Raw genomic sequence first — 25,519 nt, forward strand, 5'->3', positions numbered from 1 at the left:
AAAACGATGCAGCACTTCAAAGTGTTACAGCGCCGCGCGGCTGAAAGACGCGGCGCCGTAAGGCGGGGAACAGGATGCGACAACAGGAAAGACTGGCCGGAGCGGACTTTCTGCGCGCGACGGCCTGTCTGCTGGTGTTTGTCCATCATCTGGCGATCCGGCTGGATATGCGCAGAATCCCCGACGAACTGGGGTCGACCGCAAACATCCTCCGCTTCGGTAATTTCGGCGTCGCCATCTTCTTCGTGCTCAGCGGCTTCCTTCTTGCCCATCCCTTCTGGCGGGCGCTCGACGACGGCCGCGACATGCCGAGCCTTCGCCATTACACGATCCGCAGGGCGGCGCGCATCGCCCCGGGCTTCTGGTTCGCCGCGACCATCGGCTTCGCCCTCAGCCTGACGCTGCTTGCCCTGCCGCTGACGCCAGAGCTTGCGCTGCGCTACCTCTCCGGGCTGCTGTTCATGAGCCAATGGCATTGGCGCACGTTCTTTCCTGTCGAGACAGACGGGCCGCTCTGGTCGATTCCCTTCGAGGTCACCAGCTATGTGCTGCTGCCGGCCTGCTTCTTCCTGCTGTTTCGTTTGCCGGCCTTGAGGCAGCGTCCGCTCCTCGCCCGCTTCGCCTGGCTTTGCCTCATCGCCGGCGTGCTCCTCGCCCATCTGCTGATCCTCACCGTCTTTGCGCTCGACGACAGCGGGCGTGGCTGGCAATACGGCCTCCAGGGCGGGGCGAAGGAGTGGATGCCGAGATATAATCCGATCGGCTTCTTCGCCGTCTTCGCGCTCGGCGCGCTTGCTGCCGGCGTCGAGGTGATGCTCCCCAGAAGGCCCTCCCCCTGGTTCGATAGCGCAGCGCTGCTCGCCCTTACCATTGCCGGCTACCGCCTTGGCATATCGCCGGGCGGCACCCCCGAAGCTTATGGCTGGCTCGAAATCCCCTATGGCTTCCCGGTCTTTCCGCTGGCAATCGCAACCGCCCTCGTCTCGCTCTGCCATTCGCAATATCTGGGCAGGCTGCTCGACAACGCTCCGGTCCGCTATATCGCAAAGATCTCCTTCGGCATCTATATCTGGCAGGAGATCATCCTGATATCGATCCAGAGGCTCGACCAGGGTTCGTTCGGCGTTTCCTCGGAAAACGTCGTCACCGGCTGGCTGCAGTCCTGCGGACTGGCGGGAGCACTTGTCCTTCTGGTTGCAAGCCTCAGCTACACCCTGCTGGAAAAGCCGGTGATCGACATCGGCAACCGCCTGACATCGCGCCAGCCCAATCGGGCTACTCCTTTCAAAGTATAAATTCCTCATAACCTCAACTAGAGGCGTTAAGGTTAACGCGAATTACTCCCATTTTTGGCTTCTTTAGGGTTACGGATTTCTTATTTAAACCGATGACAAACGATACGTGAGGATGTATCTGTCTCCCTGCAATTCAGTATCGCATCTAAACTTGTGGGCCTTGCGTAATGAATGCTTATACTTCGAAGACGAATTCACGCTTCGATCCGTCTCAGCGTCAGGACAAAATCAGGTCCCTGGTTATCGCGAATTCCAACATTCGCCAGCCGGACAGCTTTTCTCTCGTTGAAAGAAAGATGGCTGTGCGGCTCGGCGTGAAGCGTTTGATCGACATTGTCGCCTCGCTCAGCGCTCTCATCGTTCTGGCGCCGTTTTTTCTGGCGATCGCGCTCTTCATCAAGTTCGACGACGGCGGGCCGGTATTTTTCCGCCAGATCCGCTGGGGACTGAACGGCCACAAGATCACCGTCTTCAAGTTCCGCACGATGCGCGCCGAAGCTTGCGATCCGAGCGGCGTGCAACAGACGGTCAAGGGCGACAGCCGGGTGACGGGCATCGGCGCGGTGCTCCGCAAGACCAATATCGACGAACTGCCGCAGCTTCTGAACGTCCTCAAGGGCGACATGTCGCTGGTCGGCCCGCGCTGCCACGCCATCAACATGCGGGCGGCCGGCCGGCTCTACGAAGAACTCGTGCCCGACTACCATCACCGCCACATCATGCGTCCCGGCATTACCGGCCTTGCGCAGACGCGCGGATGGCGCGGACCGACGGCACGGCCGCTGCAAGCCCGGGCCCGCATCGCCTGCGATATTTATTATGTCAGGAATTTCAGCCTGCTGCTCGACTTGAAGATTCTGTTGAAGACGCTGGTCATCGAACTGCGCGGCGGCACCGGCTTCTGAGCCGATTCACTGCATCGGCAAAGCCGCACGTGGTCGCCGCCTTTTCACTTCTGTCTTTCGTCAGCCGACAGATCGACGGACATAAAAAAGGCGGCTGTTGCAGCCGCCTTTCGTCATCGCATTCGGTTGCGATCAGTCCTGTTGCACGATGCCGCTCAGATGCGTCAGTTCCATGATGAAGTGCTCGAGCTTCGACTTGTGCTCGTGCAACTCGGCATGTTCGAGCTCCAGGCGAGCGGCTTCGATGCGACGGGTCAGCTCGTCCTTGTGGAGTTCCTCGACCGGAACCGCGGATTCGGCAAGCAAGGTGCAGCCGGTCGGCAGGATATCGGCAAAACCGCCGAACACGACATAGTCCTGCTTCCTGCCGGAAGCCGAACGCACGCTCACGACACCGGGCTTGATCGTCGTCATCGTCGGCGCGTGGTGCGCCATGACGGTCATTTCGCCCTCAGTCGCAGGAATGACGACCTCGGTCACCATCTCCGACAGCAGCAGACGCTCCGGCGAAACGAGCTCAAAGTTGAAATTGTCAGCCATCAGTGACTTACCTTCTCGGCTATGGCTTTCGCATCTTGCAATTTAGTCCCGCAGAACGGGCAGTGCATTATTGCCTGGTCGAGGTAACCGAGGCCTTCCTCGCTCTGGACCAGACCCACCACCATCATCATCACGCCGTTATCGGCGCGATAGATGATCGGCGCTGCCGGTTCCGGAAGATCCGCCACGACCCCCTTGAGGGAGTCGCAGCAGAATATCTCGTCCGAGGCATCGGTCATCAAGCAGCTGCAGAGAGCTTCTTGGCCTTTTCGATGGCTTCGTCGATCGAGCCGACCATGTAGAAGGCAGCTTCCGGCAGATTGTCGTACTCGCCGTTGACGAGGCCCTTGAAGCCCTTGATCGTGTCTTCGAGAGCAACCAGCTTGCCCGGCGAGCCGGTGAAGACTTCGGCGACGAAGAACGGCTGCGACAGGAAGCGCTCGATTTTACGGGCGCGGGCAACCGACAGCTTGTCCTCTTCGGACAGTTCGTCCATGCCCAGGATGGCGATGATGTCCTGCAGGGCCTTGTAGCGCTGCAGCGTCGACTGAACCTTACGGGCGATTTCGTAGTGCTCTTCGCCGACAACGAGCGGATCGAGCATGCGCGAGGTCGAGTCGAGCGGATCGACGGCCGGATAGATGCCCTTTTCGGCGATCGAACGCGACAGAACCGTCGTTGCGTCCAAGTGGGCGAACGAGGTTGCCGGCGCCGGGTCGGTCAAGTCGTCGGCCGGAACGTAAATGGCCTGGACCGAGGTGATCGAGCCCGTCGTCGTCGTGGTGATGCGTTCCTGCATCTGGCCCATGTCGGTTGCGAGCGTCGGCTGATAACCCACGGCCGAAGGAATACGGCCTAGCAGAGCCGACACTTCCGAACCAGCCTGCGTGAAGCGGAAGATGTTGTCGACGAAGAACAGAACGTCCTGACCCTGGTCGCGGAAATGTTCTGCGACGGTGAGACCGGTCAGCGCGACGCGAGCGCGGGCGCCCGGCGGTTCGTTCATCTGGCCGTAAACGAGCGCAGCCTTGGAGCCTTCGCCGCCGCCGTGCTTGTTAACGCCCGATTCGATCATTTCATGGTAAAGGTCGTTGCCTTCGCGGGTGCGTTCACCGACGCCCGCAAAAACCGAGTAACCACCGTGCGCCTTGGCGACGTTGTTGATCAGTTCCATGATGAGAACGGTCTTGCCGACGCCGGCGCCGCCGAACAGGCCGATCTTGCCGCCCTTTGCGTAAGGCGCGAGAAGGTCGACCACCTTGATGCCGGTGACGAGGATCTGCGCTTCCGTGGACTGCTCGACGTAAGCCGGAGCGTCCTGGTGGATGGCGCGCCTGTGAGCGGTGTTCAGCGGGCCTGCTTCATCGACCGGCTCGCCGATGACGTTCATGATGCGGCCGAGCGTTTCATCGCCGACCGGAACCGAGATCGGAGCGCCGGTATCGATGACCTGCTGGCCACGAACGAGACCTTCGCTCGAGTCCATCGCGATGGTGCGGACTTCGTTTTCGCCCAGATGCTGAGCGACTTCGAGAACCAGGCGGACGCCGTTATTGTCGGTTTCGAGCGCGTTCAAAATCGCCGGCAGTTCGCCTTCGAAAGCAACGTCGACGACGGCGCCGATAACCTGGGTGACTTTGCCGACAGAGCGGGTAGCTGCCTCAGCCATTTTCTTACCCTCTTTCCCTAACTCAGAGCGCTTCCGCGCCCGAAATGATTTCAATCAGTTCCTTGGTGATCTGAGCCTGACGCTGACGGTTGTAGTTCAGCGTCAGCTTGTTGATCATCTCACCGGCATTGCGCGTCGCATTGTCCATCGCGCTCATCTTGGCGCCCATCTCGCCCGCGACGTTCTCAAGGAGAGCGCGGAAGATCTGGACGGAGATATTGCGTGGGATCAGGTCGTCGAGGATCGATGCCGGATCCGGCTCGTATTCGTAGACGGCGCCCGCATGTTCTGCATCCTCGGTGACGGCTTCCGGAGCCTTGGCCGGGATGAGCTGCTGTGCAGTCGGAACCTGGCTGATCACCGACTTGAACTCGGAGTAGAACAGCGTGCAGATATCGAACTCGCCGGCCTCGTACATCTCGATGATGCGCTTGCCGATCTGGTCGGCATTCTCGAAACCGATCTTCTTGACCTCGCGCAGTTCCTTGCGCTCGATGATCAGCGACGCATATTCACGGCGCAGGATGTCGTAACCCTTCTTGCCCACCGTGAAGATCTTCACCGTCTTGCCCTCGGCAAGCAGCTTGCGGACATGGTCACGCGCAAAGCGCGCAATCTGCGAGTTGAAGCCGCCGCACAGACCGCGTTCGGCCGTGCAGACCACCAGCAGGTGAACCTGGTCCTTGCCGGTGCCTGTCATCAGCGCCGGCGCGCCATCCGCCTCGGTGACGGCCTTGGCGATGTTCGCCAGGACCGCACCCATGCGCTGCGAATAGGGCCGGGCGGCCTCGGCCGCCTCCTGCGCACGCCGAAGCTTCGCCGCGGCGACCATTTTCATCGCCTTGGTGATCTTCTGCGTCGCCTTGACGGAGGCGATCCGGTTTTTCAGATCCTTAAGTGAAGGCATCCGTTATCCGTCCTAACTTAGGGCCCGATTACGAGAAAGACTTTGCGAAGCTATCGAGAGCAGCATTGAGCTTGCCCTTGGTATCATCGCTGATTGCCTTTTCCGTGCGGATTGCGTCGAGGATGGCGGAGCCTTCCGAACGCAGGTACGAAAGCAAGCCCTGCTCGAACTTGCCGACCGATGCGACCGGCAGCTTGTCGAGATAGCCGTTGACGCCGGCGAAGATCACGGCGACCTGCTCTTCCGTCTTCAGCGGCGAGAACTGCGGCTGCTTCAGGAGTTCGGTCAGGCGTGCACCGCGGTTCAGCAGGCGCTGCGTTGCAGCGTCGAGGTCAGAACCGAACTGGGCGAAGGCTGCCATTTCGCGATACTGGGCGAGTTCGCCCTTGATCGAGCCGGCAACCTGCTTCATCGCCTTGATCTGGGCCGAGGAACCGACGCGGGAAACCGACAGACCGACGTTAACGGCCGGACGGATACCCTGGTAGAACAGGTCGGTTTCGAGGAAGATCTGGCCGTCGGTGATCGAGATCACGTTGGTCGGAATGAAGGCCGAAACGTCGTTGCCCTGCGTTTCGATAACCGGCAGAGCGGTCAGCGAACCGGCGCCCTTGTCGTCGTTCATCTTTGCGGCGCGCTCGAGGAGACGCGAATGCAGGTAGAAAACGTCGCCCGGATAGGCTTCGCGGCCCGGCGGGCGGCGCAGCAGCAGCGACATCTGGCGGTAAGCGACAGCCTGCTTGGACAGGTCGTCATAGCCGATCAGGGCGTGCTGGGCGTTGTCGCGGAAGTATTCGCCCATTGCGCAGCCTGCGAACGGAGCGAGGAACTGCATCGGAGCCGGGTCGGAAGCCGTCGCAGCAACGATGATCGAGTACTTCAGGGCGCCGCGCTCTTCGAGAACCTTGACGAACTGAGCAACGGTGGAGCGCTTCTGGCCGACGGCGACGTAGACGCAGTAGAGCTTGTCGTTGTCAGGGCCGTTGTCGTGGATCGGCTTCTGGTTCAGGAAGGTGTCGAGCAGGATCGCGGTCTTGCCGGTCTGGCGGTCGCCGATGACGAGCTCGCGCTGGCCGCGGCCGACCGGGATGAGGGCGTCGATGGCCTTGAGGCCGGTCGACATCGGCTCATGTACCGACTTGCGCGGAATGATGCCCGGGGCCTTGACGTCGACGCGCGCACGGCGGGTCGCGTTGATCGGACCCTTGCCGTCGATCGGGTTGCCGAGCGCGTCGACGACGCGGCCAAGCAGTTCCGGACCGATCGGAACGTCAACGATGGCGCCCGTACGCTTGACGGTGTCGCCTTCCTTGATGTCGCGGTCGGAGCCGAAAATAACGACGCCGACGTTATCAGATTCAAGGTTCAGGGCCATGCCGCGGATGCCGCCGGGGAACTCGACCATTTCACCGGCCTGAACATTGTCCAGACCGTAAACGCGAGCGATACCGTCACCGACGGAGAGAACCTGGCCGACTTCCGAGACTTCTGCCTCTTTGCCGAAATTTTTGATCTGGTCTTTGAGAATTGCGGAAATTTCCGCGGCGCGGATATCCATCAGCCGACCTCTTTCAATGCAAGCTTAAGGGTAGAGAGTTTGGTACGAAGAGACGTATCAATCTGACGGGACCCGACCTTGACGATCAGACCACCAAGAATTGACGGATCAACCGTGACGGCAATCGCCACGTCTTTGCCGGTGACGCCCTTCAGCGCCGCCTTCAATTCATTTTCCTGCTCTGCGGAGAGAGCATGGGCCGAGGTAACCTCGGCGGAAATTTCGCCACGATGATTGGCGGCGATCAGCCGGAAGGCCTTGATCATGCCCGGCAGGGCAAACAGGCGGCGGTTGCGCGCCACGACCTTCAGGAAATTGGCGAAGAAGCCCGAGATGCCGGCCTTTTCACTGATGGCGACGATCGCCTTCAGCTGGTCCTCGGCGGAGAAAACCGGGCTCAGGATGAAGCGCTTCAGATCATCGCTCTCGTCCAGCATCGCCTGGAAACGGTCAAGATCTGCAGTTACGGTACCGACGGCGTTCTCTTCGAGCGCCAGCTCGAAAAGCGACGAGGCATAGCGCTCTGCAACACCAGAAGTAAGCTGGGACGTGTCTGCCACTGGCACAAATTTCCCTGATTTCAACCCAAAATCCGGCTCTCGGCGGGCGCCGAACCTATGATCTTGAATTCGTTTTGATTTCCCCCAGAAATCACAAGAGAAGCCTCTTGCTTCTTCCGAAATTCGGGGTCCGTCTAACATAGGATGTTCGGACTCGCAACACGCGTAATGCCCGAATACGCCTTTCACATGAATTTCTGTTCGCAAAATTGCGCAATGGCCTGAAAGCCGGTCAGGGAGACCGTCTGCCAGCCAGGAGATTCACGTTTGGATGAAGCCGAAAACATAGAGCAGCGGCAGGGCGGCCAAAGCGATCTGCACAACCAGAAGTAAATAGTTGACGAGATTACTCCCCTTATCGGACAGGATCGATATGATACGGGCAAAGGCTGCCATCGCAAAGGAGGCCCCGAGCGCCATGTAGATCCAGTCCTGGGCGAGCAGGATGGCCGACAGGCCGAAGCCGAGATAGAAACCGCCCATCGAGCGTCCCTCGCCGAAACCTTCCCGCCGCCCCTCCTGCACCTGGAGGCCGAGAAGGCGGAAGGCTTGTCCCGGCGCAAACATCATGATGAAGCCGGCGAGCGCCGTGAAAGCGGCGGAACAAAAGGCAAGCTGCTCGCCAAGCTCGGTCGGAAAGTAAAATTCCATGCGTCGGCCCCAAATCGCCCGGATGATTCGGTGTTTATGGCATGCGCCGGAAAAGGAGGAAATGGCGGCCTTATGTTTTAGAGAAAACTCTGCGGATCGATGTCGAGCTGCACCTGTACCGATCCGCGCTCCTTGGGCGATTGCGACAGCATCGCCCGCAGGAAGCCCTGCATGTCGGAGTTCCGTCGGCCGTGCACCAGCAGGCGGAAGCGGTGGCGGCCGCGCACCAGCGCAAGCGGCGCTTCGGCCGGGCCGAGCACCGAAATGCCGGACACTTGCGGCGCCGCGTTGCGCATGCCGCGGGCATGGTTTTCGGCGTCATGGCGGGTTTCGGCCGAAACGATGATCGAGGCGAGCCTGCCGAACGGCGGCAATATGGCGCGTTCGCGTTCGGTGATCTCGCGCTCGTAGAAGGCGTCGGAATTGCCCGACACGATCGCCTGCATGACGGGATGCTGCGGCTGGTAGGTCTGCAGCAGCCCATGGCTCTTGAGGCCGGTGCGCCCGGCCCGACCCGTCACCTGCGACAACAGCTGGAAGGTGCGCTCGGCGGCGCGCGGGTCGCCATTGGCAAGGCCGAGGTCGGCATCGACGATGCCGACCAGCGTCATCAGCGGAAAATTATGCCCCTTGGCGACCAACTGGGTGCCGATGACGATATCGGCCTCGCCCTTGGCGATTGCATCGAGCTCCAGCCGCAGCCGCTTCACTCCGCCCATGATATCGGAGGAGAGAACGATGGTCCGCGCCTCCGGGAAATGCCGTTCCACCTCCTCGGCAATACGCTCGACGCCTGGCCCGCAGGCAACGAGATGGTCGAGCGTGCCGCATTCCGGGCATGCTTCCGGCGTGCGCTCGGCATAGCCGCATTGATGGCATTGCAGCTGTTTGCGGAAGCGATGCTCGACCAGCCAGCTCGAACATTGCGGGCATTGGAACCGGTGGCCGCAGACCCGGCAGAGCGTCAGCGGCGCATAACCGCGCCGGTTGAGAAAAAGCAGCGCCTGTTGGCGCTTCTCCACCGTCTTGCCGATCGCCCGGATCAGCACCGGCGACAGGAAGCCGCCGCGCTCCGGAGCGTGCCGGCGCATATCGATGAGATGCAGGTCCGGCAGCGCCGCGTCGCCGAAACGCGTCGGCAGGTGGACGGTGCTGTAGCGCCCGCTCTGGCCGTTGACCTGGCTTTCGACCGACGGCGTCGCCGAGACCAGAATGACGGGAAAATCGCCGATGCGGCCGCGCACCACGGCCATGTCGCGCGCATTGTAGAAGACGCGGTCCTCCTGCTTGTAGGCAGGATCGTGCTCCTCGTCGACGATGATCAGGCCGAGATCCTCGAAGGGCAGGAAGAGCGCCGAGCGGGCGCCGGCCACGACCCTGACTTCGCCGGTCACCGCCTGGCGCCAGACCTTTTCGCGCATGCGCGGCGCCAAATCGGAATGCCATTCGGCCGGCTTTGCCCCGAAGCGATCCTGGAAACGCTCCATGAAACTGGCCGTCAGCGCGATCTCCGGCAGCAGGATCAGCACCTGCCTGCCGCGTTTCAGCGTCTCGGCAATCGCCTCGAAATAAACCTCGGTCTTGCCGGAGCCGGTCACCCCGTCGATCAGCGACACCGAAAACTCACCCTTGCGGATGTCGGACACGATCTCTTCTGCCGCCGCCCTCTGCGGCCCTTCGAGGCGTGCGGCGGCGAAATCCGGATCGGGCATCGCCACCACCGGCGGCGGCGGCAGGAATATCGTCTCGAAAATGCCGAGCGTGATCAGCCCGTCGACGACGCTCGCCGAAACCCCCGCCGCATGCGCCAGGCCGCTGCGTGTCCAGGAAAGCCCGGCGGCGGCGGTATCGAGCACCCGGGCGCGCGCCGGCGTCATCCGCTCCGGTTCGCCGCCGACGAATTTCAGCCCTTCCACCATCGGCTCCGGCTCGAAAGCGTTCGGCGCCCTCAGCGCCATGCGCGCGACGAGGCCCGGCGGCGAGAGCGTATAGGTCGCCACCCAATCGATGAAATCGCGCATCTCCCGGGAGAGCGGCGGGCAGTCGAAGACATGGCTGATCGGCCGCAATTTCTTCGGATCGACACCGTCCTCGCCGCCGTCCCAGACGACGCCGATCACCTGCCGCGGCCCGAGCGGTACCTGCACGACCGAGCCGGGCTCGACCGCCATGCCATCCGGCACCGAATAGGAATAGGGTTTCGACGCCGGCATCGGCACCAGCACGGGAACCGTTCGGTTCGCGGGCGGTGCCTCGAAAAGCGCGCCAAAGAGATCGGACGAATCTGTGCTCATCGGGCGAGACCATGCCCGCAAATCGATGGAATTGGAACCGCAAAGACGAGGCGGCGTCTCTTGCATCCGTGATCGCCTGCAGCCCGAACGAAAAGGTTGCCGGGCAAGCGATCAGCTGCATAGATTGCCGGACGATCGTGTTCGAAATGCCGAAGCGCTATTCTTCGGCCGCTGAATTGGAGAGCACCAATGGCCAGACTGACCGAAGATGCCAAGGGCGTCTATGTGATCGCCGTCACCCCTTTCACCGATGACGGCGCGCTCGATCTTGCCAGCATCGACGGCATGGTCGATTTCTACGAGGGCGCCGGCGTTACCGGACTGACGGTGCTTGGCCAACTCGGCGAGGCCCCGAAGCTGACCGCCGAGGAATCGCGGACTGTGGTCGAACGCGTGCTGAAGCGCCTGGACGGCCGTCTTCCCGTCGTGGTCGGCGTCTCGGCGCCGGGGCTTGCTCCGATGCGTGAACTTTCCGAAGCGGTCATGGCAGCGGGTGCTGCCGGCGTCATGGTCGCGCCACCCTGGACCGTCAAGACCGACGACCAGGCCTTCGCCTTCTACCAGTCGGTCGGCGAGGCCCTGGGTAATACGCCCTTCGTCCTGCAGGATTATCCCCTCACCACCAATGTGACGATCGCACCCAAGGTCATCGAGCGCATCGTCAACGAGGTGCCGAACTGCGTCATGCTCAAGCACGAGGATTGGCCGGGCCTTGCGAAGATATCGGCGCTTCGCGCCGCCAGCGACAAGGGCGGCATGCGGCGCATCTCGATCCTTTGCGGCAATGGCGGGCTTTTCCTGCCCGAAGAGATGGGCCGCGGCGCCGATGGCGCCATGACCGGCTTCTGCTATCCGGAGATGATGGTCGGTGTCGTCGCGGCCTATGCGGCCGGACATCCCGATCGTGCCTATGAAATCTTCGACGCCTACCTGCCGCTCGCCCGTTACGAACAGCAGCAGGGCATCGGCCTTGCCTGCCGCAAATATGTGCTCGCCAAGCGGGGCGTGATCGGGTCCGCCGCCCTGCGCAAACCGGGCGCCGGGCTTTCGGCGCCCGATATTGCCGATGTCGAGCGGCTGCTGGCGCGTCAGGCGATCCGCCTCAAGGAGATCGGGGCGTGAGATCGAGACGATGTGTGTATCCGTCCCGCCCGTCGGCCTGAAATCCGAGCGACGCCCAGAATTTTGCCGCGCCATCGTTTCCCGCATGAACGGTGACGATGCTGCCGCAGGACCGCGCATGGTCGAGCAGCGCCAGGGCCAGCTTCCGGCCGATGCCGCGCTCACGCATTGCCGGACCGATGTAGAAACGCCGCATCCGCAACGCTCCCGATAGGGCGGGTTCGACGGTCATGCCGCCGATGCCGGCGAGCGCCTCATCGACATAGGCGCCCAGCAGCCTTTCGCCGTCACGCTCGAACCTGGTGCCGCCGGCCGCCCATTCGTCGACAAGACGGGTGATATGGCGATATCCCTCTTGCCGGGCCGCGCTTTCGAGATCTGCGATCTCCTGCGGCAACCGATCGCGGATCATGCGGATATCGATCATCACGGCAATGCCGATCGATTTAAATTGCAGGAACCGGCAGCTCACGGGGCATCGCCGCAGCCGGCGGGCCGACCGGCGCGAAGGTCGCATCACCATCGGCTGCCATATCGTGCACCGTATGTTTCTCCAGCGCCTTCGTCACCTCGTTGAGATCGCCGTCCAGATGTTCGGCAGGAACGAGATTGCCGATCATGAAATCGAAGCGGTCGCCGCGTTTGTTCAACAGCTCGTGAAACACCGTCATGTCGCGAAGCTCCGTCGACCATTTCGCCAGCCAATAGAACAGGCCGGAATTGCGCGCCGTCATGTGGACGGGAAGGATCGGCAGATTGTATTTACGCGCCAGCCCGACGGCCGAAGTCTTCCATGGGCGTTCGATCAGCCGGCCGTTCGCCCAATAGGCGATGCGGCCGGAGGGAAAGAGCACCGTCGCCTTGCCTTCCCGCACCGCGTGGTTGGTCAGCTGCAGCGTCTCGCGCGCCTTCAGCTTGCTCTTATATTCCTCGCGCCATTCGACGGGGATGATCATCTCGGCAAAGCGTGGATTGACGCGGATCGCATCGCGATTGGCAAAGAACATCATATCCGGCCGGCGCGCCTTCAGGAGATCGAACACGGCAACGCCGTCGGCAATGCCCGTGGGATGATTGCTGACGAGGATGAAGCCGCCGGTTTCCGGAATGCGTTCGCCATTGATGATGCCGATGTCGAGTTTCAGCACGCCGCTCAGATATTCGAACGACTGGAAGCCCGGCATTTTGGCGACCGCATTGGCGAATTCGATCGCCTTGTTGTAGCGCAGCAGCGTGTAGAGGAACGGCCGCATGACCGGCCAGAGCGGATGTTTCACGATCCTCTGGCCGCGTTCGGCAATCAGCGTGTCGACGATATGACCGGGCTTTCCCTGTGAAACGAGAGCGATCGCTTCCGCGAGCTGTCCGAAAGCCGTCATGGAATCGCGCCGTGCCATGAAAGATCCTGTCTATGGGGTATAAAGCTATCGCAGCAGAATATGATCTGGGAATGACAAAGGTTTGGCCGGCATTAGCAATTCCATAACCGTTCCTGCTTCAAATTGGCGGACTTGAAGGCAAATTCAAGGCCAGTGACGTGAACGAACTCTTGATCATCGCCGATCCGCGCCTGATGGCGGAACGGGCCGCATGGCTCGAAAATCTCGCTCGCGAACGCCGTCTTTCCGAGCATACGCTGGATGCCTATGAGCGTGACACCCGCCAGTTCCTGACATTCCTGACCGGCCATCTCGCCGGCCCGGCGACGCTTGGCGATATCAGGGAATTGCGCCCCGCCGATTTCCGCGCCTTCCTGGCGGCCCGGCGCAAGCAGGGCTCCGGCGCTCGCTCGCTCGGCCGCAATCTCGCCGGGCTTCGCTCGCTGCTGCGCCATCTCGAAAAGAAGGGCCTGGTCAATGCCGCCGGCGCCGGCGCGATCCGTTCGCCGAAGCAGCCGAAATCGCTGCCCAAGCCGCTGTCGGACACGCAGGCGATCACCGTCGTCAGCAACGAAGCCCAGCTCCACGACGAACCCTGGATCGCTGCGCGCGACGCAGCCGTCATGACGCTGCTCTACGGCTGCGGCCTGCGTATCTCCGAGGCGCTGGATCTCGTTCCCGCCGACCTGCAAAAGGGTGCCACGACGCTGCGCATCACCGGCAAGGGCAACAAGACGCGGCTGGTGCCGCTGCTCTCCGTGGTTTTCGACGCGGTCGAGAAATATCGCACGCTCTGCCCATACGATCTGGAAAGCGCTGAGCCGCTGTTTCGCGGCGCGCGCGGCGGCAAACTGCAGCCGGCCATCATCCAGCGCGCCATGCAGAAACTGCGCAGCGCCTTCGGCCTGCCGGAGACGGCGACGCCCCATGCGCTTCGCCACTCCTTCGCCACCCACCTGCTTGCCGGCGGCGGCGATCTGCGCACCATCCAGGAACTGCTCGGCCATGCCAGCCTCTCGACAACACAGGTCTATACCGGGGTGGATGCCTCGCGGCTCCTGGAAGTGTATGATCGCGCCCATCCGCGCGCCTAAGCTTTCGTTAACGCATTCTCTTAAGGGAATATGCGCAAGCCGGGCGTAGAGCATGACACGCATAAGGCATGTGATCGGAAACACCATCATGACGATATCAATCGGCCGCCGGACGTCTTACCTTGCAGTGTCGGCCAATCTGCTTCTCTGGTTGATCGCAGCCTTTCATATGCTGCTGCTCGCGGCCTTGTTTGTCGCTTTCCTCGTGGCAAGGCCGGCAGCGGCCGAAGACGCGGCCTGCACCGGTCGCAACCTAATGGTCGAGCTGCAGCAGAACGATCCGGCCCGCTATGCCGAGGCGGTAAAGGAAGCCGAGGCAACGCCGAACGGCAAAGGCATCTTCTGGAAGATCGAAAAGTCCGGACTTGCACCCTCCTGGCTGCTCGGCAGCATGCATGTCACCGACCCGCGTGTGCTGGCCCTGCCGCCGCGCGCCCAGGCCGCCCACGACGCGGCGAATACGATCATCATCGAATCCGACGAGATCCTCGATGAGCGCAAGGCGACCGCCGCCCTGCTCGCAAGGCCTGAACTGACGATGTTCACCGACGGCACGACGATCGACAAGCTGCTTTCTCCCGAGGACTATAAGCGCCTCGAAGCCGGCCTCAAGCAGCGCGGTATCCCGCTCAGTGCGGTCTCCCGCATGCGGCCGTGGATGATCTCCAGCGCCGTCGCGCTGCCTGCCTGCGAAATCGCCCGCAAGGCAAAGGGCGTGCAGTTCCTCGACCAGAAGATCGCTACCGATGCCGTTGCCGAGGGCAAACAGGTCAAGGGGCTGGAAACGCTGGCCGAACAGATCCAGGCCATGGCCGACCTGCCGATCGAATTCCATCTGAAGTCGCTGATCGAGACCCTGGAGCTCGGCGACAAGATGAGCGATGTGGTGGAGACGATGACCGACCTCTATCTCTCCGGCGATATCGGCATGACCATGCCGATGCTGAAGACCGTGACGCCTGAGGACAAGGACGAAAGCAACGACTACGCCGCCTTCGAACAGCGCGTCATCCTCGATCGCAACAAGGTCATGGCAGAGCGCGCCGCGCCCATTCTCGACAGCGGCAACGTCTTCATGGCCGTCGGCGCCCTGCACCTGCCCGGCAAGGACGGCGTCATCGAACTGCTGCGCAAACAGGGCTTCACGGTGACGGCGGTCAACTGAACAAGCCGGCCCTCAGCCGAGCGTCATGCGGCGCAGCACATTGCTTTTCCAATAAAACTGATGAATGAGCGCGCCGGCGACATGCGCCGCGATCAGCGCCCAGAGAATGATCTTCAGGATGTCCGCGTGGAACGACCCGGCCGGATTGATGCCGAAATAATAGGCCGCGATGCCCGAAAGCGGCATGGCGAAGATCAGGATGTAAAGCCCGGCATGGGCGAGTTTTGCCGCGAGACGAAAGATTGCCGGCTCTTGCGAGACCTCGGGCGGTACGCCCTGGGCAAAACGCAGACAGAGCCTGAGGACGGCGAGCAGCAGGATGGCAATGCCGACATAGGCATGGATATTCGCCGACGCAATCTGCTCCGGCGTCGGCACCTCGCCTCTGCGTATCAGCCGATGCCAGATGTTCATGCCGTCGGGAAACAGCAGGTTGAAGAAGATCAACAGCGCCACCGTCCAGTGGAGAAGACGCTGGCTTAGGCTGTAACCCTTGGCGGACGGCTGCTGCATGTCTTCCCCTTCATCAAATGCCGGACTCTGCGGTGCTCCACAAATAAAACAGCCGCCTGCCTTGCGGCAAGCGGCTGCAGGCTTTGTTACGAAGATGTAAGCTTACATATGGATCGGCTTGAAGAAGGTCGCGAGCGCGGCCTCCTTGACCGCTTCCGACATTGTCGGATGCGCGTGGCAGCTGCGGCCGAGATCTTCCGACGAACCGCCGAACTCCATCAGCACGGCGATCTCGTGGATCATCTCGCCGGCGCCGAAGCCGACGATATGGCCGCCGAGCACCCGGTCGGTTTCCTTGTCGGCAAGGATCTTGACGAAACCGTCGGTTGCCAGCATTGCGCGGGCACGGCCGTTTGCGGTGAACGGGAACTTACCGACCTTGTAGGCAACGCCTGCCGCCTTCAGCTCTTCCTCGGTCTTGCCGACCGAAGCGATTTCCGGCTGGGTGTAGACGACGCTCGGAATGACCTCGTAATTGACGTGGCCATGCTGGCCGGCAAGGATTTCGGCAAGCGCCACACCCTCGTCCTCGGCCTTATGCGCCAGCATCGGACCTTTGACCACATCGCCGATCGCATAGATGCCGGCGACATTGGTCTTGAAGTGACCGTCGATCTCGACACGGCCGCGATTGTCGAGCGCAACACCGGCCTCTTCCAGGCCGAGACCCGCTGTAAAGGGCTTGCGGCCGGTGGCAATCAGCACAACTTCGGCGTCGAGCGTCACCTTGTCGCCGCCCTTGACCGGCTCGAACGTGACCTTGGCGCCCTTGTCGCCCTTTTCGACGCCGGTGACCTTGGCGCTGAGATTGAAATCGATACCCTGCTTGGCAAGCATGCGCTGGAACTGCTTGGAGACTTCGCCGTCCATGCCGCCGAGGATGGTGTCGAGATATTCGACGACGGTGACCTTGGCGCCGAGTCGCGACCAGACCGAGCCGAGTTCGAGACCGATGACGCCGCCGCCGACGACGATCAGCGTTTCCGGCACCTTTTCCAGCGCGATGCCGCCGGTGGACGAGATGATGGTCTTTTCATCGATCTCGACCTGTACACCGGGAATGCCGGCGACCTCGGAGCCGGTGGCGATGACGATGTTCTTGCCCTCGATCTCCTGGACCGTGCCGTCTTCGGCGGTAACGGAAACTTTGCCGGCCGAGACGATCTTGCCGTTGCCCTTGATGGCATCGATCTTGTTCTTCTTGAAGAGAAAGGCGACGCCGTCGACATTCGCCTTCACCGTCGCATCCTTGTGGGCCATCATATTGCCGAGGTTGAGCGTCGGTGCCGGGATATCGATACCGAGCGCGCTCATGCCGTGGCCGGCCTGATGGAACATTTCGGAGGCATGCAGCAGCGCCTTCGACGGGATGCAGCCAACATTCAGGCAGGTGCCGCCATAGGTCGCGCGCTTTTCGACGACGGCGACCTTGAGGCCGAGCTGGGCTGCCTTGACGGCACAGACATAGCCGCCCGGGCCGGTTCCGATAATGATGACATCGTAGGACATTTGTTTTTCCCTTTGGATTTTTCGTTTAATCGGCCGCGCGCGACGTTTGGCCGAAGAATTCGAGAATATACTGCGTGCTGTTTTGCCCTGGCGTTCTAGCGGCCGCCGCTCACATTGAGGATCGCGCCGGTTACATAGGAAGCCGAAGGAGACAGAAGATAGAGGATTGCATCCGCCACCTCCTCGGGCGTACCCGCGCGCTGCATCGGGACCGACGGCGCCATTTCGCGCGCCCGGTCCGGCAGCCCGCCCGAAGCATGGAGGTCGGTTTCGATGATGCCGGGTCTGATCGCATTCACGCGGATGCCCTCGCCGGCAACCTCGCGCGAAAGCCCCACGGTAAACGTGTCGATCGCCGCCTTCGAGGCGGCATAATCGACATACTGCGTCGCCGAACCGAGGATCGCCGCCATCGACGAGACGTTGACGATCACCCCGCCCTGCCCGCCGTGCCGGCGCGACATCCGGCGTATGGCCTCTGCGGCGCAGAGCATGGAGCCGGTCACATTGATGCGCAGCATGCTCTCGATCCGCTCCGCCGACATCTCGTCGACCCGCTGCGGCTGGTCGACGATGCCGGCATTGTTGACCAGCCCGTCGAGTCGGCCGAAATGCCGGTCGACGGCCGCAAACATCAAGGCGATATCCGCAGTCTTGCCGACATCACCTTCAATCGCCACGGCCTCGCCGCCACCTTCGACGATCGCCGCGACGACGGCATCGGCGGCCTTGCGGTTGGAGGCGTAATTCACCGCGACACGCCAGCCCTGGCGCGCAGCGAGGCGGCAGACCGCCGCGCCGATGCCCCGGCTTCCGCCGGTCACAAGAACAACAGGGGCATCGCTCATGTCGCACACTCCTTGAAAACAAGCACGTCCCAGGGCGCCACGGACGCCTTGCCCTCGCCCCAGGCGCTGGATTCGCGAATGGCAGGACCAAGGCCCGGAAGCACGAGCTTTTCAGCCGCCGCAGCACCTTCCGGCTGCAGATTGTCGAGCTCACCCTCGGCATTCATCCCATAGACGGCGCCCTGCCAGACCGTGCAGGCATCCAGATCGGCGCCGGTCGCATCGCCTTCGGGGCAATTGAACATCAGGATGCCGATGGCACGCACCGGATCTTCCGATGGCATGACATAACCTTCCATGATGACGGACGTCTTGAGCGCGCTGATCTTGAACTGGTTGCTGGCGGCAGCCGAGGGAGAATTCAGCGGTGCGAAGCGCAATTCATAAGCGCCGTCGCGGTCGACGTAGACGGCCCGTTCCTGTTTACACTCGGCGCCGGATGTGGCGGCAGGCACGACGAAAAACGCGGCGGCCGCGATGGCAGCCACGCCCTTCCGCCCCGCCGTGATGCCGGTCCCGAAGCTGGCCGCCGACGCAGAGACCGGTGCATGCGCGGCGGCAGCGCAAGCAAGAAGGCGCGCCGCTCGCATGATCCGGTTCCGCATCGAAAATGCTCCTTAGAGATCGAGAACCAGACGTTCCGGATCTTCGAGGCTCTCCTTGACGCGCACGAGGAAGGTGACCGCTTCCTTGCCGTCGACGATGCGGTGATCGTAGGACAGCGCCAGATACATCATCGGACGGATGACCACCTGGCCGCCGATCGCAACCGGACGTTCCTGGATCTTGTGCATGCCGAGGATGCCGGACTGCGGCGCGTTAAGGATCGGCGAAGACATCAGCGAACCGTAGACGCCGCCATTGGTGATGGTGAAGGTGCCGCCCTGCATGTCGGCCATGGAGAGCGAGCCGTCACGGGCTGCCTTGGCAAGACGGCCGAGTTCCTTCTCGATTTCGGCGATCGACATCTGGTCGGCGTCGCGGATGACAGGAACGACGAGGCCCTTGTCGGTGCCGACGGCCATGCCGACATGGCAGTAGTTCTTGTAGATGACGTCGGTGCCGTCGATCTCGGCGTTGACGGCCGGCAATTCCTTCAGCGCATGCGTTACCGCCTTGGTGAAGAAGCCCATGAAGCCGAGCTTGACGCCGTGCTTCTTCTCGAAAATGTCCTTGTACTTGTTGCGCAGATCCATGACCGCCTTCATGTCCACCTCATTGTAGGTGGTCAGCATGGCGGCGGTGTTCTGCGCGTCCTTGAGGCGCTTGGCGATCGTCTGGCGCAGGCGCGTCATCTTCACGCGCTCTTCGCGCGAAGCATCCTCGACCGTCGACGGGCCGCGCGCGGCGGCCGGAGCGGCGGGGGCTGCTGCCGGAGCGGAAATGCCCTTGGCGACGGCGGCGATGACATCGCCCTTCAGCACCTGGCCGCGCTTGCCGCTGCCGTCGATCTGATCGGCGGAAAGATTGTTTTCGGCAAGCATCTTCGAAGCCGCCGGTGCCGGCGGCATGGTGGAGACGGAGGCGCTCGACGACGATGCAGCAGCGGCAACCGCCGCCGGCTGGGCAGCAGCGGCCGGGGCTGGCTGGACAGGCGTTGCGGCCGGTGCAGCCGCAGCCGGTGCGGCGGCGGCGCCGGCACCTGCGGAGATCTGCCCGAGCAGCGCACCGAGGCCGACGGTCTCGCCGGCAGCAGCAACGATTTCCGAAAGCGTGCCGGAGGCCGGTGCGGGAACTTCGATGGTCACCTTGTCGGTTTCAAGCTCGAGAATCGGCTCGTCGGCCTTGATGGCGTCGCCGACCTTCTTGAACCAGGTGCCGACGGTTGCCTCGCTGACGGATTCACCGAGAGTTGGAACGCGGATTTCTGTGGCCATTGTTCAAATCCTGATTTCGTGTGTTTTCGTTTATGCGTTTCAGACGGCGGGCGGCCGCAAAATGATCGAGGGCATCGGCAGAATATCGAAACGGAAACCGAACCCGGAAGCGATAATCGGATCGCCGTCGGCAAGAGCTTGTGCCGCCGCCAGATCCTCGACTTCGACGACTGCCATGCCGAAGGCGCCTTCACCCTCGAAGACGGGACCGACGACGATCGCCGATCCCGCAAGAGCATGGCGGTGCCAGTATTCGACATGGCGTTTCATCGCCGCCATTTCCTCGCCCGTTCCGTCATGCGGGAAAGTCGGGCGCGGCGGCTGCAGTCTCAGAAAGAAATAAGCCATTGCGCCCTCCTTGTTTTAGCCGCCCAATGCATCCTCGAGGAATGCGGCGAGCTGCGACAGATGCTTGGACATCAGGCCCGTCGCCGGCGAGGCGGCGGCCGGACGGCCGGTATAACGGACGCGCTGGTACTTTGCATCGATATGGGCGAGCACCCATTCGAGGAAGGGATCGATGAACGACCATGCGCCCATGTTCTTCGGCTCTTCCTGGCACCAGACCATCTCGGCATTGCGGAAGCGCGACAGTTCGTTGATCAGCGCCTTTGCCGGGAACGGATAGAGCTGTTCGACACGCAGAAGATAGATGTCGTCGATGCCGCGCTTTTCGCGTTCTTCGAGAAGATCGTAATAGACCTTGCCGGAGCACATGACGACACGACGGATCTTGTTGTCCTTCTGCAGCTTGATCGGGCCGTCCTTGATCACTTCGGCATCGTCCCAGAGCAGGCGATGGAAGGCGGATTCACCGGCCATTTCGGCAAGCGTCGAGACCGCCCGCTTGTGGCGGAGCAGCGATTTCGGCGTCATCAGGATCAGCGGCTTGCGGAAGTCGCGCTTCAGCTGCCGGCGCAGGATATGGAAGTAGTTCGCCGGCGTCGTGACATTGGCGACCTGCATATTGTCTTCTGCGCAGAGCTGCAGGAAACGCTCGAGGCGGGCCGAGGAATGTTCCGGACCCTGACCCTCATAACCATGCGGCAACAGGCAGACGAGACCCGACATGCGCAGCCATTTGCGTTCGCCCGACGAGATGAACTGGTCGAAAACCACCTGCGCGCCGTTGGCGAAATCGCCGAACTGGGCTTCCCAGAGCGTCAGCGCGTTCGGGCGGGCAAGCGAGTAGCCGTATTCGAAACCGAGCACGGCCTCTTCCGAAAGCATCGAATTGATGACTTCGTAGCGACCCTGCGTCGGCGAGAGATTGGCGAGCGGGATGTAGCGTTCCTCGGTTTCCTGATCGTAGAGAACCGAATGACGCTGCGAGAAAGTGCCGCGTTCGCAATCCTGGCCGGACAGACGGATCTTGCTGCCTTCGACACAAAGCGCGCCGAAGGAGAGCGCTTCAGCCATCGCCCAGTCGATGCCCTCGCCGGTGGCGATCATGTTGGCGCGGTTTTCCATGAAGCGCTGGATCGTGCGATGCGCATTGAAGCCTGCCGGGATCTCCGACAGCTTGCGGCCGATCTCCTTCAGCGTCTTCATCGGCACGGCCGTTTTGCCGCGGCGCTGCTCGTCGGCGTTGTCGGCCGCGCGCAGGCCCGACCACTCGCCATCAAGCCAGTCGGCCTTATTCGGCTTATAGTGCTGGCCGGCCTCGAACTCCTGTTCGAGATGGGCGCGCCAGTCGGCCTTCATTTTCTCGACTTCACCTTCGGTGAGCAGGCCTTCGGCGACGAGGCGCGCCGCATAGATCTGCAGCACGGTCTTGTGGCCGCGGATGACCTTGTACATCTTCGGCTGCGTGAAGGACGGTTCGTCGCCTTCATTGTGGCCGTAGCGGCGATAGCAGAACATGTCGAGCACCACAGGCTTGTGGAACTTCATGCGGAATTCGGTGGCGATCTTGGCGCCATAAACGACCGCTTCCGGATCGTCGCCGTTGACGTGGAAGATCGGCGCCTCGATCATCTTGGCGACGTCGGACGGATAGGGCGACGAGCGCGAGAAGGCCGGGTTCGTGGTGAAGCCGATCTGGTTGTTGATGATGACGTGCATGGTGCCGGCGACGCGATGGCCGCGCAGACCGGAAAGGCCGAGGATTTCGGCGATGACACCCTGGCCGGCGAAGGCCGCATCACCGTGGATCAAGAGCGGCAGAACCTTGGCGCGTTCGGAAAGCGGAATGATGTCGCCGTCCCAGACAGCCGCATTCATGTCCTGCTTGGCGCGGGCCTTGCCCATGACGACCGGGTCGACGATTTCAAGATGCGAGGGGTTTGCCGTCAGCGAGACATGCACCTTGTTGCCGTCGAATTCACGGTCGGAGGAGGCGCCGAGATGGTACTTGACGTCGCCCGAACCTTCGACTTCGTCGGGTGCGTAGGAGCCGCCCTTGAATTCGTGGAAGATTGCCCGGTGCGGCTTGCCCATAACCTGGGAGAGCACGTTCAGGCGGCCGCGATGGGCCATGCCGAAGACGGCTTCCTTGAGGCCGAGATGACCGCCGCGCTTCAAGATCTGCTCCAGCGCCGGGATCAGCGATTCCCCGCCGTCGAGGCCGAAGCGCTTGGTGCCCTTGAACTTGACGTCGAGGAACTGTTCGTAACCTTCGGCTTCGATGAGCTTGGAAAGGATCGCCTTCTTGCCTTCGGCCGTGAAGGCCACGCCCTTGTCAGGACCTTCGATACGCTCCTGGATCCAGGCCTTCTCTTCCGGATTGGAGATGTGCATGAATTCGACGCCGAGCGTCGAGCAATAGGTGCGCTCGAGAATATCGATCATCTCTGGGATGGTCGCGTATTCCAGGCCGAGCACGTTGTCGATGAAGATCCTGCGGTCGTAATCGGCTGATGTGAAGCCGTAATTCTCAGGCGACAGCTCGCGATAGTCGTCGACCGATGCGGCGATGCCGAGCGGGTCGAGCTTGGCATGCAGGTGGCCGCGCATGCGGTAGGCGCGGATCATCATGATGGCGCGCACGGAATCGCGTGTCGCCTGCAGAACGTCGGTGCTGTCGGCAGGCTTGCCCTGCGCTTCGGCCTTGGCCTTGACCTTGGTCTCGATGACCTTTTCGACGATGCCCCAGTCGCCGTCGAGCGCCGACACCAGATCGCCGCCGGCCGCCAGCGGCCAGTTCTTCTTGCGCCAGGAAGCCCCCTTGGCCGCTCTCTTCACATCGCTGGGATCGTCCTCCAGCGCCTTGAAGAAGGTGCGCCACTGATCGTCGACCGACGCCGGATCCTCTTCGTATCGCGCATAAAGCTGCTCGATATAGGCCGCGTTGGCGCCATCCAGAAACGAGGTGATCTGAAACTGCTCGTTGGCTTCTTGCCGTGCCATGGTGTTATGCGGACGCTTCCGTCCGCCTCCTGACTTTGATGAATTGCCGGCTATCGCCGGCTGCCGCATTCCGATTGCCGCCTGTCCGCGGCGCATCTATGTCCCGTGCCGTCAAGGCCGGGCGGAAGGCTGAGATGCCGCTCCTCCGCCCGGGTATAAGTTGGATTAGCCCTTGAGGACTTCAACCAGCGTCTTGCCGAGGCGGGCCGGAGACGGCGACACCTTGATGCCGGCCGCTTCCATCGCCGCGATCTTCGATTCCGCATCGCCCTTGCCGCCGGATACCACGGCGCCGGCATGGCCCATGGTGCGGCCCTTCGGCGCCGTACGGCCGGCGATGAAGCCGGCCATCGGCTTCTTGCGGCCCTTCTTGGCCTCGTCGATAAGGAACTGGGCTGCGTCTTCTTCAGCCGAGCCGCCGATTTCGCCGATCATGATGATCGAGGTCGTGGCTTCGTCGGCCAGGAACATTTCCAGCACGTCGATGAACTCGGTGCCCTTGACCGGGTCGCCGCCGATGCCGACGGCGGTCGTCTGGCCGAGGCCTTCGTTGGAGGTCTGGAACACGGCTTCGTAGGTCAGCGTGCCCGAGCGGGACACGATGCCGACCGAGCCCTTGCGGAAGATCGAGCCCGGCATGATGCCGATCTTGCACTCTTCCGGCGTCATGATGCCCGGGCAGTTGGGCCCAAGCAGTCGCGACTTGGAGCGGTCGAGGCGAGCCTTGACGCGCACCATGTCCATGACCGGGATGCCTTCGGTGATGCAGGTGATGAACGGGATCTCGGCGTCGATCGCCTCGATGATCGCGTCCGCTGCACCGGCCGGCGGAACATAGATGACCGATGCGTTGGCGCCGGTCTTTTCCTTGCCTTCGGCAACGGTTGCGAAGATCGGCAGGCTTTCGCCCTTCGAGCCGGTCCAGTTTTCGCCGCCCTTCTTCGGGTGGATCCCGCCGACCATCTGCGTGCCGTAATAGGCGAGCGCCTGTTCGGTGTGGAACGTACCGGTCTTGCCGGTCAGACCCTGAACGAGGATCTTGGTGTCTTTATTGACGATAATAGACATTCTTTCAGATCCTTCAAATTTAGCCGTTGATCGCCGCGACGATCTTCTTGGCCGCATCGTCCAAGTCGTCAGCCGCCGTGATGGCGAGACCCGACTCGTTCAGGATCTTCTTGCCAAGCTCGACATTGGTGCCTTCGAGGCGCACGACGAGCGGAACCTTGAGGCCGACTTCCTTGACCGCGGCAATGACCCCCTCGGCGATGACATCGCACTTCATGATGCCGCCGAAGATGTTGACGAGAATGCCTTCGACCTTGGGGTCCGCGGTGATGATCTTGAAAGCCGCAGCAACCTTCTCCTTGCCGGCTCCGCCGCCGACGTCGCAGAAGTTAGCCGGCTCTTTACCGTAGAGCTTGATGATATCCATCGTCGCCATGGCAAGGCCGGCCCCGTTGACCATGCAGCCGATATTGCCGTCGAGCGCGACATAGGCGAGGTCCCACTTCGAGGCCTCGATTTCCTTGGCATCTTCTTCGGTCTCGTCGCGCAGCAGTTTGACGTCGTCGTGACGGAAGAGCGCATTGCCGTCGAAGGACATCTTCGCGTCGAGAACGCGCAGGTGGCCGTCCTTCATGACGATCAGCGGATTGACCTCGAGCAGCGCCATGTCCTTCTCGTTGAAGGCCTTGTAGAGCGCCGGGAAGAGCGACTTGGCATCTTCGGCGGCGGCACCCTCGAGCTGCAGAGCCTTGGAGATCGCCGCAACGTCGGCAGCCGTCACACCGGCTTCCGGATCGATGGCGATCGTCTGGATCTTCTCGGGCGTGTCGTGGGCGACAGCTTCGATATCCATGCCGCCTTCGGTGGAAACCACGAAAGCCACACGACCGACCGAGCGGTCGACCAGCAGCGAGCAGTAAAGCTCGCGAGCAATGTCGGCGCCGTCTTCGATGTAAAGGCGATTGACCTGCTTGCCGGCTTCGCCGGTCTGGGCCGTCACCAGCGTATGACCGAGCATTTCCTTGGCATGGGCGACCACTTCGTCGATCGACTTGGCAAGACGCACGCCGCCCTTGGCCTCCGGCGACAGTTCCTTGAACTTGCCTTTGCCGCGGCCGCCGGCATGGATCTGGCTCTTGACCACGTAAAGCGGGCCGGGAAGCGACTTGGCGGCAGCCTCGGCTTCCTCGACCTTGAGAATAGCCACACCCTCGGCAACCGGCGCGCCATAGCCCTTCAGCAGAGCCTTGGCTTGATATTCATGAATGTTCATGGGT

Annotated in this window: 24 protein-coding genes; 5 read left to right on the forward strand and 19 right to left on the reverse strand. The window is 62.1% G+C overall.

Annotated features, from left to right (window positions below; genetic code table 11):
• Window positions 1-74 precede the first annotated feature (74 nt).
• Window positions 75-1,295 carry an acyltransferase family protein gene (locus tag CO666_RS00650; protein ID WP_097610253.1) on the forward strand — a complete coding sequence of 407 codons (1,221 nt, stop codon included), beginning with the start codon at window positions 75-77 and terminating at the stop codon, window positions 1,293-1,295.
• Window positions 1,296-1,462: 167 nt separating this feature from the next.
• Complete coding sequence (locus tag CO666_RS00655; protein WP_097610254.1) at window positions 1,463-2,200, forward strand: sugar transferase; 738 nt, start codon at window positions 1,463-1,465, stop codon at window positions 2,198-2,200.
• 132 nt (window positions 2,201-2,332) lie between these two features.
• Here CO666_RS00655 and CO666_RS00660 read toward each other — a convergent pair whose 3' ends face one another.
• The 8 genes from CO666_RS00660 to CO666_RS00695 form a co-directional block, all read right to left on the reverse strand.
• Window positions 2,333-2,740: a F0F1 ATP synthase subunit epsilon gene (locus tag CO666_RS00660; RefSeq protein ID WP_097610255.1), complete on the reverse strand. Its 408-nt coding sequence runs from the start codon at window positions 2,738-2,740 to the stop codon at window positions 2,333-2,335.
• A complete protein-coding gene (locus tag CO666_RS00665) occupies window positions 2,740-2,979 on the reverse strand; it encodes a hypothetical protein (protein ID WP_097610256.1) in 240 nt (79 codons plus the stop codon). The genes CO666_RS00660 and CO666_RS00665 overlap by 1 nt, the downstream gene beginning before the upstream one ends.
• Window positions 2,979-4,409: a F0F1 ATP synthase subunit beta gene (gene atpD / locus CO666_RS00670; RefSeq protein ID WP_097610257.1), complete on the reverse strand. Its 1,431-nt coding sequence runs from the start codon at window positions 4,407-4,409 to the stop codon at window positions 2,979-2,981. Before atpD ends, CO666_RS00665 begins: the two co-directional genes overlap by 1 nt.
• A 22-nt stretch (window positions 4,410-4,431) precedes the next feature.
• On the reverse strand, window positions 4,432-5,316 hold the full coding sequence (locus tag CO666_RS00675) for a F0F1 ATP synthase subunit gamma (protein ID WP_097610258.1): 885 nt from the start codon (window positions 5,314-5,316) through the stop codon (window positions 4,432-4,434).
• A gap of 28 nt (window positions 5,317-5,344) precedes the next feature.
• Window positions 5,345-6,874 carry a F0F1 ATP synthase subunit alpha gene (gene atpA / locus CO666_RS00680; RefSeq protein ID WP_085738611.1) on the reverse strand — a complete coding sequence of 510 codons (1,530 nt, stop codon included), beginning with the start codon at window positions 6,872-6,874 and terminating at the stop codon, window positions 5,345-5,347.
• A complete protein-coding gene (locus tag CO666_RS00685; RefSeq protein ID WP_085738612.1) occupies window positions 6,874-7,440 on the reverse strand; it encodes a F0F1 ATP synthase subunit delta in 567 nt (188 codons plus the stop codon). The genes atpA and CO666_RS00685 overlap by 1 nt, the downstream gene beginning before the upstream one ends.
• 255 nt (window positions 7,441-7,695) lie before the next feature.
• A complete protein-coding gene (locus CO666_RS00690; protein ID WP_097610259.1) occupies window positions 7,696-8,085 on the reverse strand; it encodes an AGROH133_08824 family phage infection protein in 390 nt (129 codons plus the stop codon).
• A gap of 77 nt (window positions 8,086-8,162) precedes the next feature.
• Entirely contained in the window at window positions 8,163-10,379 is a 2,217-nt protein-coding gene (locus CO666_RS00695; RefSeq protein WP_097610550.1) for a primosomal protein N', read from the reverse strand.
• Between the two features lie 189 nt (window positions 10,380-10,568).
• On the opposite strand from CO666_RS00695, the gene CO666_RS00700 reads away from it, so the two are divergent.
• Window positions 10,569-11,501 (forward strand): dihydrodipicolinate synthase family protein, encoded by a 933-nt coding sequence (locus tag CO666_RS00700; protein WP_097610260.1) that lies wholly within the window; start codon window positions 10,569-10,571, stop codon window positions 11,499-11,501.
• On the opposite strand, the gene CO666_RS00705 is transcribed toward CO666_RS00700, so the two are convergent.
• Both CO666_RS00705 and CO666_RS00710 read right to left on the reverse strand, forming a co-directional pair.
• On the reverse strand, window positions 11,482-11,931 hold the full coding sequence (locus CO666_RS00705; RefSeq protein WP_097610551.1) for a GNAT family N-acetyltransferase: 450 nt from the start codon (window positions 11,929-11,931) through the stop codon (window positions 11,482-11,484). The genes CO666_RS00700 and CO666_RS00705 overlap by 20 nt on opposite strands.
• A gap of 16 nt (window positions 11,932-11,947) precedes the next feature.
• The gene (locus CO666_RS00710; RefSeq protein ID WP_097610261.1) at window positions 11,948-12,898 is read right to left on the reverse strand and encodes a GNAT family N-acetyltransferase; all 951 of its coding nucleotides are present in this window, start codon (window positions 12,896-12,898) and stop codon (window positions 11,948-11,950) included.
• Between the two features lie 140 nt (window positions 12,899-13,038).
• Between CO666_RS00710 and CO666_RS00715 the strand changes: the two genes are divergently transcribed.
• Window positions 13,039-13,974, forward strand: coding sequence for a tyrosine recombinase XerC (locus CO666_RS00715; RefSeq protein WP_097610262.1), 936 nt, complete (start codon window positions 13,039-13,041; stop codon window positions 13,972-13,974).
• An 88-nt stretch (window positions 13,975-14,062) separates the two neighbouring features.
• Window positions 14,063-15,139, forward strand: coding sequence for a TraB/GumN family protein (locus tag CO666_RS00720; RefSeq protein WP_097610263.1), 1,077 nt, complete (start codon window positions 14,063-14,065; stop codon window positions 15,137-15,139).
• 12 nt (window positions 15,140-15,151) lie between these two features.
• Here CO666_RS00720 and CO666_RS00725 read toward each other — a convergent pair whose 3' ends face one another.
• The 9 genes from CO666_RS00725 to sucC all read right to left on the reverse strand — a co-directional run bounded on the left by CO666_RS00725 (window position 15,152) and on the right by sucC (window position 25,515).
• Window positions 15,152-15,652, reverse strand: a complete 501-nt coding sequence (locus tag CO666_RS00725; RefSeq protein ID WP_097610264.1) for a cytochrome b — start codon at window positions 15,650-15,652, stop codon at window positions 15,152-15,154.
• Window positions 15,653-15,754: 102 nt separating this feature from the next.
• Entirely contained in the window at window positions 15,755-17,161 is a 1,407-nt protein-coding gene (lpdA, locus tag CO666_RS00730) for a dihydrolipoyl dehydrogenase (protein WP_097610265.1), read from the reverse strand.
• Between the two features lie 95 nt (window positions 17,162-17,256).
• A complete protein-coding gene (locus tag CO666_RS00735) occupies window positions 17,257-18,009 on the reverse strand; it encodes an SDR family oxidoreductase (RefSeq protein WP_097610266.1) in 753 nt (250 codons plus the stop codon).
• Entirely contained in the window at window positions 18,006-18,497 is a 492-nt protein-coding gene (locus CO666_RS00740; protein ID WP_245436729.1) for a hypothetical protein, read from the reverse strand. Before CO666_RS00740 ends, CO666_RS00735 begins: the two co-directional genes overlap by 4 nt.
• A 129-nt stretch (window positions 18,498-18,626) precedes the next feature.
• Window positions 18,627-19,886 (reverse strand): 2-oxoglutarate dehydrogenase complex dihydrolipoyllysine-residue succinyltransferase, encoded by a 1,260-nt coding sequence (gene odhB / locus CO666_RS00745; RefSeq protein WP_097610267.1) that lies wholly within the window; start codon window positions 19,884-19,886, stop codon window positions 18,627-18,629.
• A 39-nt stretch (window positions 19,887-19,925) separates the two neighbouring features.
• Window positions 19,926-20,234: a YciI family protein gene (locus tag CO666_RS00750; RefSeq protein ID WP_097610268.1), complete on the reverse strand. Its 309-nt coding sequence runs from the start codon at window positions 20,232-20,234 to the stop codon at window positions 19,926-19,928.
• A gap of 15 nt (window positions 20,235-20,249) precedes the next feature.
• Window positions 20,250-23,234 carry a 2-oxoglutarate dehydrogenase E1 component gene (locus CO666_RS00755; protein WP_097610269.1) on the reverse strand — a complete coding sequence of 995 codons (2,985 nt, stop codon included), beginning with the start codon at window positions 23,232-23,234 and terminating at the stop codon, window positions 20,250-20,252.
• A gap of 165 nt (window positions 23,235-23,399) precedes the next feature.
• Window positions 23,400-24,302, reverse strand: a complete 903-nt coding sequence (gene sucD / locus CO666_RS00760) for a succinate--CoA ligase subunit alpha (RefSeq protein ID WP_097610270.1) — start codon at window positions 24,300-24,302, stop codon at window positions 23,400-23,402.
• A gap of 19 nt (window positions 24,303-24,321) precedes the next feature.
• Window positions 24,322-25,515 (reverse strand): ADP-forming succinate--CoA ligase subunit beta, encoded by a 1,194-nt coding sequence (gene sucC / locus CO666_RS00765; protein ID WP_097610271.1) that lies wholly within the window; start codon window positions 25,513-25,515, stop codon window positions 24,322-24,324.
• Window positions 25,516-25,519 lie beyond the last annotated feature (4 nt).

Source organism: Rhizobium chutanense (genome assembly GCF_002531935.1).
Taxonomy (GTDB): Bacteria; Pseudomonadota; Alphaproteobacteria; order Rhizobiales; family Rhizobiaceae; genus Rhizobium; species Rhizobium chutanense.